Below are 12,306 nucleotides of genomic sequence, written 5' to 3'. Positions count from 1 at the left end.
TGCGCGTGGTTATCGCGCTGCTCGCCGTGATGGTCATCGCCGGTTGCGGCTCAAGCAACAGCAAGTACGACAAGACCACCAACTGGAGCGCCGAACAGCTCTACGCGGACGCCAAGGCGGAAATGGCCTCGGGCGGCTGGAAAGAAGCGCGCGAGCGTCTGACCGCGATCGAAAGCCGCTACCCCTTCGGCGTCTACGCCCAGCAAGCGCTGCTTGAGCTTGCCTACGTCAACTGGAAAGATGGCGAAAACGAGCAGGCCCTGGCCGCCATCGACCGCTTCCAGCAGCTTTACCCCAACCACCCCGGCACCGATTACGCCCTCTACCTGAAGGGCCTGATCAACTTCACCCCGGCCAGCGCCTTCATGAGCAGCATCACCGGCCAGGATCCCGCCGAGCGCGATCCCAAGGGCCTGCGCGCGTCCTACGACGCGTTCAACGAGCTGATCAAGCGCTACCCGGACAGCAAGTACACGGTGGATGCCGAGAAGCGCGTCGCCTGGCTGGTCAACACCATCGCCATGAACGAAGTGCACGTCGCCCGCTACTACTACGAACGCGGCGCCTACGTGGCCGCGGCCAACCGCGCGCAGACCGTCATCACCGACTTCGAAGGCGCCCCCGCCACCGAGGAAGCGCTCTACCTGATGGTCGAGTCCTACGACAAGCTCGGCCTGACCGAACTGAAGAACGACTCGCAGCGCGTGTACGACAAGAACTTCCCCAACAGCGACTTCAAGACCAAGGGTCTGAAGGCCGACAAGAGCTGGTGGAACCCGTTCAACTGACGTAACCGCCGCAGCGAAGAAAGCCCCTGCCACGACGCAGGGGCTTTTTTTATGCCGGCGCGCCGCGCCGCAGGGCCTGCGGCGGCTGCCCGTAGATGCGGATGAAGGCGCGGCGCATGCGCTCCGTGTCGCCGAAACCCACCCGGCGCGCGATGGCATCCATGCCGGCGTCGCCCTCCTCGACCAGTTCGCGGGCAGCCTCGGCGCGCACGCGTTCCACGGCCTTGGCCGGGGTCTCGCCGGTTTCCAGCTTGAACTGGCGGCAGAACTGGCGCGGACTCAGGCAGGCCACGCCGGCCAGGCGCTCGATATCCAGGACTTCGTCCAGGTGCTGGCCCACGTGCGCCAGCACCTCGCGCATGCGTCCGCTGGCCGGCGCCAGGTCCTGCAGCGCCGAGAACTGCGACTGTCCCCCCGTGCGCCGGTGATAGACCACCATCTCGCGGGCGGTGGCGCGCGCGACCGCCTCGCCGTGGTCTGCCTGCACCATGGCCAGCGCCAGGTCGATGCCGGCGGTGATGCCCGCCGAGGTCCAGACCGCGCGGTCCTCGACGTAGATGCGGTCCGCTTCCACCGCCAGCGCGGGATGGCGCTGCTGCAGTTCGGCGGCATGGCGCCAGTGGGTGGTCACGCGGCGCCCTTGCAGGATGCCGGCCTGCGCCAGCACGAAAGCGCCGGTGCAGACGCTGGCCACGCGCCGGCCGCGAGCGTGCGCGGCGCGCAGATAGGCCAGCATGGCCGGGGCCGCCTGGGACTCGCGCGCGCCCTGGCCGCCCGGCACCAGCACGGTGTCGGCGCGCAGGCCGCGCCAGGACCGCGTCAACACGGGCACGCCGGCCGAACAGCGGACCAGGCCTCCCTCGGCCGATGCCACGGCCACCTCATAGGCGCCCGGCACCAGTTCGGCGGCGATCTGGAACACCGACAGCGGCCCAGCCATGTCCAGCAGCTGGAAGTTGGGTACAGGCAAAATGCAGACGCGATGGATCATGGCATGAAATGAGGGAAAATCGTCATTCTTGCCATAGTTTCCGGCGCTAGAGTGGGGCCTGTCAATCCTCCGGACTCCCACCAGCCATGACCTCCTCCACGCGCGGCCTGCGCAATGCCCGCATCCTCGCCGTCTGCCAGGGCCTGTACATCGCGGCGATCTCCATCGACCTGACCCTGACGGCGCTGACCGGCCAGATGCTGGCGCCGCATCCGGCGCTGGCCACGCTGCCGTTCGCGCTGATCACGGTGGCAGGCGCCGCGGTCACCTGGTATGCATCGCTGCTGATGCAACGCATCGGCCGCCGCGCGGGCTTCATGCTGGGATCGCTGGCGGGCGCGGCCGGCGGGCTGATTTCCGTGGCCGCGGTGTTCGCCAGCGACTTCTGGCTGTTCTGCCTGGGCACGGCGCTGGTCGGCGTGTTCCAGGCCTTCGCGCAGTACTACCGGCTGGCCGCCGCCGACGCGGTGCCCGCCGAGGCCAAGAGCCGCGCCATATCCGTGGTCTTGACGGGGGGCGTCATCGCCGCCATCGCGGGGCCGGCGCTGGCGGCCTGGGCCAAGGACCTCTTCCCCGCCGCGATCTTCTCCGGCGCCTATCTGATGGTGGCGCTGCTGGGAGCCGCCAGCGCGCTGCTGCTGATCGCCTACCGCGACCAGGAAGCCGCCGGCGGCCAGCCCGCCGGCACGCAGGCCGCGGACCTGCCGGCCCGTCCTTTGGGCGAGGTCATGAGGCAGCCGATATTCGTCGCGGCCCTGGCCAACAACGTCGTGGGTTCGGTATCGATGATGTTCGTCATGACGGCCGCGCCGCTGGCAGCGGTCGCCTGCCAGCACAGCATCGCCGACGGCGCCAGCATCATGCAGTGGCATCTGATCGGCATGTACGCGCCGGCCTTCTTCGCCGGCGCGCTGATCAACCGGTTGGGGCTGCCCCGCGTGCTCGGCATGGGCATGGCGCTGAACGCGGCCTGCTCGGTGATCGCGATGCAATCGACTTCGCTCACGGCCTTCCACGCGGCATTGTTCTGCCTGGGCGTGGGCTGGAACTTCATGTTCGTCGGCGGCACCACGCTGCTGGCGCAGTCCTACCGGCCCGCCGAACGGGCGCGCGTACAAGGGGCCGCCGAAATGCTGCGCTATGCCACCACCGCCCTGGCCACGCTGGCCGCGGGCCCGGCGCTCGCGCGCATGGGCTGGGAAACGTTGAATGCCGCCATGCTGCCCATCGTGGGCCTGGCCGCGGTCATGACCGGTTGGTGGGCGATGTCGCGGCGGATGGAACGGGTCGCGGCCTGAGGTGGCTGCCAGGGGCGCCCGCTGGCGCGGGCGGTCCCCAGGGCCGGCTCATTGTGGCGTGAACGGCCGCTAGTCCTGCGGTTCCTGTTTGCGCCGGTAAAACGCCAGCACCTCTTCCAGTTCGCGCGTCCGCGCGAACGGCGGCAGTCCGCGCCACAGGCGCTTGCCATAAGGCTTTTCGACCAGGCGCGCGTCGCCCACCATGAGCACACCCCAGTCCGATTCCGTGCGGATCAGACGGCCGGCGCCCTGCTTGAGCGAAATCGCGGCTTCCGGCAGTTGGTATTCCGCAAAGGGATTGCCGCCATGCGCGCGGCAGGCGCGCAGCCGCGCCTCGATGACCGGATCGTCGGGCGGCGCGAACGGCAGCTTGTCGATCGCTACCAGCGTCAGCACGTCGCCGGGCAGGTCTATGCCTTCCCAGAAACTGGCGCTGCCCACCAGCACGGGGTGCTCCAGCTTGCAGAAGCGGTCCAGCAGATCGCGGCGCGTGCCCTCGCCCTGCTTGAGCAAGGGCCATTCATGGCCGGCATCGTCGAAGGCGTCCGCCAGCAGATTGGCAACCTTGTCCACCGCGCGCAGCGTCGTGCACAACACCAGCGTGCCGCCCGGGCTGGCCTCCAGCAGCGGCAGCAAGGTCTGCACGAAACGATCGAGGAACTGCGGCGACTGCGGTTCGGGCATGCCGCGAGGCACGAACAGCAAGGCCTGTTCGGGGTAGTCGAAGGGCGATTCCCATTTGCCCGTGCGCGCCTTCTCCAGCCCCAGCTGGCTGGTGAAGTGGGTGAACTCGCCGTTCACAGACAGCGTGGCCGAGGTCATGATCCAGGCCTGGCCCGGCTTGCGGTACTTGGAAAAAGCCTGCGCCACCGACAGCGGCGCCGAATGCAGGCGCACATGGTGCTGCCCGTGTTCGACCCAGCGCACCGCCGGACCGGTCCATTGTTCCGCGGCGGCCGCACCCTCCAGAATGGCGGCGGGCGTGGACAGCCCATCGCCCAGCGCCGATTGCACGGCGGGTTCGGACGCCTGGTCATCGCGGCCCCAGCCTTCGTCGGCATGGTCCGCGCCCGCCCGTCCCGGCGTGGCCCAGCGTTTCAGGCGCACCGAGATCTCGGCGCCGCTGCGCGCGGCCGCCATCAGGTCCGGATGCTTTTCGGCCACCGCGCCCAGCGCCTTGGCCGCGCCGTCCACGGCCTCGCGCAACGCCAGCAGCGCTTCATCGAATTCCTCGGGATTGGGGATGGCCTCGAAGGTGGCCTTGCGGCCCGGCATGCGGTCCAGCGGCGCACAGACCAGCCGCAGCTCGCGCGCCGCCGTTTCCACATGCCGGCTGACGTCGCTCCATTTGGCGGCTTCGCGGGCGTAGGCCAGGCCGGCCGCTTCCAACGCGCGGCCGAAATCCAGCAGCTGGTGCGTGGACACGCTGCTGCCCAGGAAGCGGGTGGCGGTGTCCGGCAGCTGGTGCGCCTCGTCGAAGATCACGGTGTCCGCTTCGGGCAGCAGATCGGTCACGCCCTCTTCGCGCAGCACCAGGTCTGCCATGAACAGGGCATGGTTGACGACCACCACGTCGGCTTCCTGCGCCTGGCGGCGCGCCTTCACCACGAAGCAGTCGCGGATGCGCGGGCATTCCTGGCCCAGGCAGTTCTCGCGGGTGGAGGTCACGCGCTGCCAGATGTCGGCGTCTTCCGGCACCTGCGCCAGGTCGCCGCGGTCGCCCGTCTTGGAGATGCCAGCGAATACCTGGATCTGGCGCAACTGCTGGATTTCGGTGCGCGACTTCAGCGCGCGCTCGTCGCCCTGCAGGCGGTCCAGGTGGTAATGACAGACGTAGTTGCCGCGGCCCTTGAGCAGCGCGGCCGTCACCGGCGCGGCCAGCGCCGCGCGCACGCGCGGCAGGTCGCGGGCGAAAAGCTGGTCCTGCAAAGTGCGCGTACCGGTGGAAATCAGCACCTTGCCGCCCTGGATGAAGGCGGGTACAAGATAGGCCCAGGTCTTGCCGATGCCGGTGCCTGCCTCTGCCACCAAGGTGGCGCGGTCCTGGATGGCCTGCCCTATGGCCTGCGAGAGTTCGACCTGCGAAGGCCGGGGTTTGTAGCCAGGCAAGGCCGTGGCCAAAGGGCCTTCGGCATCAAAGAATTCGGAGATATCCAGGTCCAGCATAGCGAGTCAACGGTGAACCGGTGCCGGTTGCGGTTCGGGCGCCAGACACTTGGGTGGGAAAGGACCAAATGATACCCGCTGCCGGGCCGCGGATTGGCCGCCAGGCTGCCGCAAGGGGGACATATCCGTCCACCCTGGCACGTTTTGTAACAGCGGCTTATGGCACAATCCGCCCCTTGTTTTTCCTTTTTGTCGTCGTATCGAGATGTCTGAAACTTCCGCTATCACGTACGTCGCCGCCGGCGTCGACAACGCCCGCATCGTCGCGCAGCTCGCCACCGAGCTGGGTACGCGCGCCTCCCAGATCGCTTCGGCGGTGGAACTGCTGGACGATGGCGCCACCGTGCCCTTCATCGCCCGTTATCGCAAGGAAGCCACGGGCGGCCTGGACGATACCGTGCTGCGCAATCTCGAAGTGCGCCTGGGCTATCTGCGCGAACTCGAAGAGCGCCGCGGCTCCATTCTTGAATCCATCTCGCAGCAGGGCAAGCTGACGCAAGCGCTGCAGCAGGAAATCGCCACGGCCGACACCAAGCAGCGTCTGGAAGACTTGTACGCGCCGTACAAGCCCAAGCGCCGCACCCGTGCGCAGATCGCGCGCGAAGCGGGCCTGGAGCCGTTGGCCGACGGCATCCTCGCCGATCCCGCCTGCGACCCCGCCGCGCTGGCCGCGCAGTACCTGAATCCCGAAGCGTCCATCAACGACGCCAAGGCCGCGCTCGACGGCGCGCGCGACATCCTGGCCGAGCGCTACGCGGAAAACGCGGACCTGCTGGCCGACATGCGCGAGCACCTGTGGTCCACCGGACTGATCCATTCCAAGATGGTCGACGGCAAGGAAACCGAGGGCGCCAATTTCCGCGACTGGTTCGACTTCAACGAACCGCTGCGCACCCTGCCCTCGCACCGCATCCTGGCGCTGCTGCGCGGCCGCCAACAAGGCGTGCTGGAATTGCGCCTGGGCCTGGAAGCCGAACTGGAAGCGCAAACGCCGCATCCCTGCGTGGCCCGCATCGCCGGCTTCCTGAAGCTGGGCAACGGCCTGTTCGCGCTGGACGCCACGCCGCGCGCGCGCTGGCTGGGCGAAGTCTGCCGCTGGACCTGGCGCGTGAAGCTGCTGACGGCGTTCGAAAGCGAACTGATCGGCCGCCTGCGCGAAAGCGGCGAAGCCGAAGCCATCCGCGTGTTCGCCGCCAACCTGAAGGACCTGCTGCTGGCCGCGCCCGCCGGCCCCAAGGCCGTGCTGGGCCTGGACCCCGGCATCCGCACCGGCTGCAAGGTCGCCGTGATCGACCAGACCGGCAAGGTCGTGGACACCACCACGGTCTACCCGTTCGAGCCGCGCCGCGACCGCGAAGGCACCATCAACACGCTGGCCGCCCTGGTGGCGCGCCACAAGGTCGACCTGATCGCCATCGGCAACGGCACCGCCTCGCGCGAAAGCGAGAAGCTGGTGGGCGACATGATGGAACGCTTCCCGGACCTGAAGGTCACCCGCGTGGTGGTCTCCGAAGCCGGCGCTTCGGTCTATTCGGCTTCCGAAACCGCGGCCCAGGAATTCCCCGACCTGGACGTGACGCTGCGCGGCGCCGTGTCCATCGCCCGCCGCCTGCAGGATCCGCTGGCCGAACTGGTCAAGATCGATCCCAAGGCCATCGGCGTGGGCCAGTACCAGCACGACGTCAACCAGCGCGAGCTGGCGCGTTCGCTGGATGCCGTGGTCGAGGATTGCGTGAACGCCGTGGGCGTGGACGTGAACACCGCGTCGGCCGCCCTGCTGGCCCGCGTGTCCGGCCTGAATTCGCTGCTGGCCAAGAACATCGTTGCCTGGCGCGACGAGAACGGCGCCTTCCCGACCCGCGAGATCCTGCGCAAGGTGCCGCGCTTTGGCGACAAGGCGTTTGAACAAGCCGCGGGCTTCCTGCGCATTCCCAACGGCGACAACCCGCTGGATGCCTCGTCGGTCCACCCCGAAGCCTATCCGGTGGTCGAACGCATCGTCGCCAAGATCAAGGCCGAGGTGAAGCAGATCATCGGCCAGCGCGAAGCGCTCAAGGGCGTGTCGCCGTCCGACTTCACCGACGAGCGCTTCGGCCTGCCGACGGTGCGCGACATCTTCGCCGAACTGGAAAAGCCCGGCCGCGATCCGCGTCCGGAATTCAAGACGGCGCAGTTCAAGGAAGGCGTCGAAACGCTGAACGACCTGTACCCGGGCATGGTGCTGGAAGGCGTTGTGACCAACGTGGCCAACTTCGGCGCGTTCGTGGACATCGGCGTGCATCAGGACGGCCTGGTCCACATCTCGGCCCTGGCCGAGAAGTTCGTGAAGGATCCGCGCGACGTCGTGCGGGTGGGCCAGACGGTCAGCGTGAAGGTGCTGGAAGTGGACGTGGCGCGCAAGCGCGTCGCGTTGACCATGCGCCTGAACGACACCGCGGCTCCCGCCCGCCGCAGCGGCGACGCGCCCAAGGGCGGCGACCGCAACCGCCGTCCGCAGGGCGACGGCGGCCGCGCCGGGGCCGGGGCCGGCGCAGGCATGAACAGCGCCATGGCGGACGCCTTCGCCAAGCTCAAGCGCTGAGCGAGCACCGCCCCACGGAAAACCGGCGCCTGATGCGCCGGTTTTTTTTGCCTAGGACTTACCCGTAAAAAGACGGGTTACTTGCGTACTCTCAAACCAAACCTATCAAAAATGATAGAAAATATCTAATTGTGTCCAAATAATAAAACCCGGCGGCGCCAGGCCGCAAGGCGGCACAAGCCCCCCGCGAGCAGGCGCGCCATGGCGCGCAGCGCCTGCCGGGGAGCAGCACAAGAACAACAGCGCCCTGCCCCGAACGACCGGAGATCCGCCCCGCCATGTCCCATACCATCACGCTTGCCGCCAATGAAACGGCAACCCTCGCCGCCAAGGAAGCCAACGCCAGCGGCGTCTATAGCGAAATCACCCTGGGCCAGTATTCGCACCTGCTTGTCGACGGCGCCGAAGTCAGCTTCAAGCACATCACGCTGGAGCGGCTGGGCAGCCGCATCATCGAACTGAGCAATGGGGCGCAGCTGCACGTCGGCGCGCTGGGATTCGCCAGCATGGGCGCCAGCATCACCTACCGCATCGGCGCGGGTTGCGCGCTGACCTTCGACGCCAGCCAATGGGACCCGGAAGTGGTCGCCAACACCACCTTCGATTTCGCCAGCCAGGGCAGCGGCACGCTGAAGTACTTCCCGTTCATCAATCCGGAATGGCTGGACTGCCCGAACGTCACCGGCTACACGGAAGGCGACATGCTGGAAATCGCCGGCCAGGGCAGCGCGCAGCGCTTCCAGGTGCGCGACGGGCGCATCGTGGCCAGCGCCCGCGCGGCCTGAACCGCCGGGCCGGCTGCGCGCCGGCCCCTTGGGTTTATTCCTGCGACAAAGACGACAGCGCGGCGCGCGCGCGTTCCAGCAAGGCGCCGGATTCGTCTTGCACGCCCGCCGGCGCGGTGGCCACGGCCACGCCGTCGATCATCGCGGCATAGCCCTGCCCGTCAGCCTGCAGCACCGCATCGGCCGGTTCCGACTGCAGGCGGCGCATCAGCGCGCCGGCTTCCTTCGGATCGGCGAAACGCTGCGACAGCAGCAGTTCCTCGCCGTCGGCGGCCAGCAGGCGGAAACGGAAGCCGCCGTCTTCATCGCGGAAGCTGACGAAGCGCGCGCCCTTGCCCTTTTCCTTCTTGGGCTGCGCGGCCTTGGCGCCCGAGCCGGCTTCCAGGTTGCGCAGGCCCACGGCCTGGCGCAGTTCCTGCATGAACGGCGTGGCCAGCTTGCGCGCCTTGGCGGCGCCGGCCTGCAGAATGTCTTCGATGCGGCCGGGGTTGGCCATCAGGTCGAAGTACTTTTCGCGCATGGGCGCCAGCAGGTTTTCCAGATGGTCGTACAGCGCCTGTTTGGCTTCGCCCCAGCCCATGCCTTCTTCGAGCTGCTTGCGCAACGCGGCGGCCTGCTCGTGCGTGGCGAAGGCGCGATAGATGGTGTACAGGTGCGAGTTCTCGGCGTCCTTGGGCTCGCCCGGCGCGCGCGAGTCGGTCACGATGCGCATCACCGCCGCGCGCAGCGCGCTGGCGCCGCCCTCGAACAGCGGAATGGTGTTGTTGTAGCTCTTGGACATCTTGCGGCCATCCAGGCCCGGCAAGGTCGCCACGTCCTCTTCGATCACGACTTCCGGCAGCGTGAAGTAGTCGCGGCCGTACAGGTGGTTGAAGCGCTGGGCGATGTCGCGCGCCATTTCCAGATGCTGGATCTGGTCGCGGCCCACCGGCACCTTGTTGGCGTTGAACATGACGATGTCAGCGGCCATCAGCACCGGGTACGAAAACAGGCCCATGGTCACGCCATCGTCCGGCTCCAGGCCCTTTTCCATGTTCTGGTCCACCGACGCCTTGTAGGCGTGCGCCCGGTTCATCAGGCCCTTGGCGGTGACGCAGTTCAACAACCAAGTCAGTTCGGGGATCTCGGGGATGTCCGACTGGCGGTAGAAGGTCACGCGCTCGTGGTCCAGGCCCACCGCCAGCCAGGTGGCGGCGATTTCAAGGCGCGAGCGCGCCACGCGGGCGGGATCGTCGCACTTGATGAGGGCGTGGTAATCCGCCATGAAGAAGAATGCGTCCACGCCGGGCTGCGCGCTGGCCTGAACGGCGGGACGGATCGCGCCCGCGTAGTTGCCGAGGTGGGGAGTTCCAGAGGTGGTGATGCCGGTGAGGACGCGGGTATTCATGAGGCGAAGAGGCGTTTGCTAGGGGAAACGCCCAGTGTAACGTGCCGGGCGCGCGGCTACAGGACGGCCAGCACCGGCGCCGCCAGCGCGCACAGCCCGCCCGCGGTCAGCGCGGCGCGCGGCCGGAACGTCAGGAACCAGATCAGCAGCAGCCCGGCGATGCTGAGTATGCCGATCCATTCGACCGTGCCGTAGCTCCAACCCCAGACCGCCGCCGAGGCGCACAGGGACAGGGCCAGCGCCCCCCAGCCGAACAGGCGCAGGGGCAGCCGATGACGCCGCGGCAGAGCGCGGTCGAACAGGTCTTCGTAGTGGCGGTCCATGCCCAGGCACAGGGCGGAAAAGCCCGCATAGGCCAGGCAGAAGGCGGCTAGCGTCATGGCGTATCACCTCTAGGTTCGTAGGCGGGCTGGGCCGGCGCGGCCTGCGGCTGGACCGCTGGCTTGATCGCGGCGCGGCCCTTGGCGGGCGCTTTGGCGCCCACCTTGCCAGCGCGGGCCGCCTTGCGCGCCATCCAGGCCAACAGCAGCGCCCCGGCCAAGCAGGTCAGGTCGAAACCGGCCATGACCCAGTCGCCCGCGGGCAGCGACACGCCCAGATGGCGCGAGGTCGTCAGGGCATTGACCACGGGCACCAGCGCCAGGGCAACGGCTGCGGCGGCCAGCAGGTCGCGCCATTTGCGGTGCTGGAACAGGAAGGCGTAGACCAGCGACAGCCCCCAGGCTGCGAAGAAGGCGCGAGACTCCCAGAACTGTCTGCCCGGCAGGTCGACGGGCAAGAGGCGGTTGGCCCAGAAAAAGGCCGCGATCGAGATGAACAGGCCCGCGATCGTGCCGGCGTTGAGCGCATCCACCAACCGCAGCGAGAATGCTTCGCGCGCGCCCGGACGTGCCTTCTGCCGCCGTTTGGCGATCCACAGAACCAGGCCCGTGCCCACCATGGCCGTGCCCGCCATGCTGACCAGGAAATAAAGCCAGCGCAAGAACGGTTCCGCAAACAGACCCAGGTGCAGGCCGACGATGACGCCCGCCGTACGCGCCGTGGCGCCGAGTTCGTCCTCGCTTTCCCGCAGTGCGCCCGTGACGCCGTCAAAGCGCATGTAGGGCGCCAGCTTGCCGAACGACACGCCGTCGGCAGCGTCGCGCACCAGGGTCACGGTCGCGCCGGCATCGCCGGGATGGTTGACGGTGATGCGCCCCACCCGGCCGCCTTGCCAGTGTTGCTGCGCCTGCTCCACCAACGGCGCAAGCGCGATCAGCGGCGCCGGCTCGTTGCGCGCGGGCGTGATCCTGAACGACTTGAAAACGTCGTCGGAATACTGCCGCGGGCTCTCGTAGACGGCCAGGATGCCGGCCGGCATCAGCATGGCCATGAACAGCACCAGCCCGCTGAACGTGATCATCAGGTGGAACGGCAGCCCCAGCACGGACAAGGCGTTGTGGCCGTCCATCCAGGCGCGCTGCCCGCCTTTCCCGGGCCGGAACGTGAAGAAATCGGTGAAGATCTTCTTGTGGGTGATGATGCCGCTGATGATGGCCACCAGCATGAACATGCCGGCGATGCTGGCCAGCCAGCGCCCCCAGGGAAACGCGGTTTCCAGTTCGAAATGGAAGCGATAGAAGAAGTCGCCGCCGCGAGTCTCGCGCGCGGTCACGGCCTGGCCGGTGGCCGCATCCAGCTTCACGCGCACGAAGCCGCGTTCACCCGGCTTGGGCTTGGGCACCTGGTAAAGCAATTGGACCGACGGCTCGCGGTCGGACGGCGGCGTGATGAACCAGCGCGTGGCGTCGGGCGCGTGTTCGGCCAGGTAGTTCTGCGCGGCGGCCACGGACTGCGCAGCAGGCGCGGGCCGCACCTGGATCTCGGGCTGCATCCAGGCCGTGATCTCGGGGCGGAAGAACGCCAGCGTGCCGGTCAGGAACATCGCAAACAGCACCCAGCCGAAGATCAGCCCCGACCAGGTATGCAGCCAGGACATGGATTGGCGCAGGCCTTCCTCGCCCGGCGCCCTTTCCACTTTCGCCTTCATGCCGCCCCCGTTGCCCGGCCGGCCAGGAACAGCGCGCCCATCAAGGCAGCGGGCAACAGCACGCCGGCCCAGGCGCGCCAGGCATTGCGCGTGGCAAAGACCCAGATCACGCCGCAGGCGTAGAACACGAAGGACAGCATCTGCGCCGTGACCACGGCGTCCGGCCGCCGCATGGGCAGCCAGATCGCCAGGCAGGCGGCGGCCGCCGACGCCAGGGCGTAGCCGCCCAGGATGGCGGCCGCCGCCCTGGAAAAGACGGCCAGACGGTAGCGCATCATGCC

At 68.1% G+C, this 12,306-nt stretch carries 10 protein-coding genes; 4 read left to right on the top strand and 6 right to left on the bottom strand.

Going from position 1 to position 12,306, the window contains the following annotated elements; genetic code table 11:
* The first annotated feature begins 29 nt into the window (after positions 1–29).
* Positions 30–788, top strand: a complete 759-nt coding sequence (locus ACM1PE_RS04090) for an outer membrane protein assembly factor BamD (protein WP_240633409.1) — start codon at positions 30–32, stop codon at positions 786–788.
* Positions 789–837: 49 nt separating this feature from the next.
* Here the strand turns inward: ACM1PE_RS04090 and ACM1PE_RS04085 are convergent, their stop codons facing one another.
* Positions 838–1,779, bottom strand: coding sequence for a GlxA family transcriptional regulator (locus tag ACM1PE_RS04085; protein WP_419342578.1), 942 nt, complete (start codon positions 1,777–1,779; stop codon positions 838–840).
* A gap of 86 nt (positions 1,780–1,865) precedes the next feature.
* On the opposite strand from ACM1PE_RS04085, the gene ACM1PE_RS04080 reads away from it, so the two are divergent.
* The gene (locus ACM1PE_RS04080) at positions 1,866–3,077 is read left to right on the top strand and encodes an MFS transporter (RefSeq protein WP_419342577.1); all 1,212 of its coding nucleotides are present in this window, start codon (positions 1,866–1,868) and stop codon (positions 3,075–3,077) included.
* A 69-nt stretch (positions 3,078–3,146) separates the two neighbouring features.
* Here the strand turns inward: ACM1PE_RS04080 and ACM1PE_RS04075 are convergent, their stop codons facing one another.
* Positions 3,147–5,243 carry an ATP-dependent DNA helicase gene (locus tag ACM1PE_RS04075; protein WP_118934243.1) on the bottom strand — a complete coding sequence of 699 codons (2,097 nt, stop codon included), beginning with the start codon at positions 5,241–5,243 and terminating at the stop codon, positions 3,147–3,149.
* A gap of 205 nt (positions 5,244–5,448) precedes the next feature.
* Here ACM1PE_RS04075 and tex point away from each other — a divergent pair, with 205 nt between their 5' ends.
* Positions 5,449–7,824 (top strand): RNA-binding transcriptional accessory protein Tex, encoded by a 2,376-nt coding sequence (gene tex / locus ACM1PE_RS04070; protein WP_059374621.1) that lies wholly within the window; start codon positions 5,449–5,451, stop codon positions 7,822–7,824.
* Positions 7,825–8,102: 278 nt separating this feature from the next.
* Entirely contained in the window at positions 8,103–8,609 is a 507-nt protein-coding gene (locus tag ACM1PE_RS04065) for a hypothetical protein (RefSeq protein WP_118933983.1), read from the top strand.
* Between the two features lie 34 nt (positions 8,610–8,643).
* Here ACM1PE_RS04065 and ACM1PE_RS04060 read toward each other — a convergent pair whose 3' ends face one another.
* The 4 genes from ACM1PE_RS04060 to ACM1PE_RS04045 are packed head-to-tail and all read right to left on the bottom strand — an operon-like array spanning position 8,644 to position 12,303.
* Positions 8,644–9,996 carry a tryptophan--tRNA ligase gene (locus tag ACM1PE_RS04060; RefSeq protein WP_059374624.1) on the bottom strand — a complete coding sequence of 451 codons (1,353 nt, stop codon included), beginning with the start codon at positions 9,994–9,996 and terminating at the stop codon, positions 8,644–8,646.
* A gap of 56 nt (positions 9,997–10,052) precedes the next feature.
* On the bottom strand, positions 10,053–10,376 hold the full coding sequence (locus ACM1PE_RS04055) for a DUF3325 domain-containing protein (protein ID WP_054450784.1): 324 nt from the start codon (positions 10,374–10,376) through the stop codon (positions 10,053–10,055).
* Entirely contained in the window at positions 10,373–12,025 is a 1,653-nt protein-coding gene (locus tag ACM1PE_RS04050) for a PepSY-associated TM helix domain-containing protein (protein WP_251877321.1), read from the bottom strand. The genes ACM1PE_RS04055 and ACM1PE_RS04050 overlap by 4 nt, the downstream gene beginning before the upstream one ends.
* Complete coding sequence (locus ACM1PE_RS04045) at positions 12,022–12,303, bottom strand: DUF3649 domain-containing protein (protein WP_059374627.1); 282 nt, start codon at positions 12,301–12,303, stop codon at positions 12,022–12,024. Before ACM1PE_RS04045 ends, ACM1PE_RS04050 begins: the two co-directional genes overlap by 4 nt.
* Between the last annotated feature and the right edge of the window lie 3 nt (positions 12,304–12,306).

It is taken from the genome of Achromobacter sp. PD1 (genome assembly GCF_048541815.1).
In the GTDB taxonomy this organism is placed as follows: Bacteria; Pseudomonadota; Gammaproteobacteria; order Burkholderiales; family Burkholderiaceae_B; genus Achromobacter; species Achromobacter bronchisepticus_A.
The sequence above is the reverse complement of the archived record's forward strand: the minus strand, read 5'-3'. Positions and strand labels throughout refer to the sequence as shown.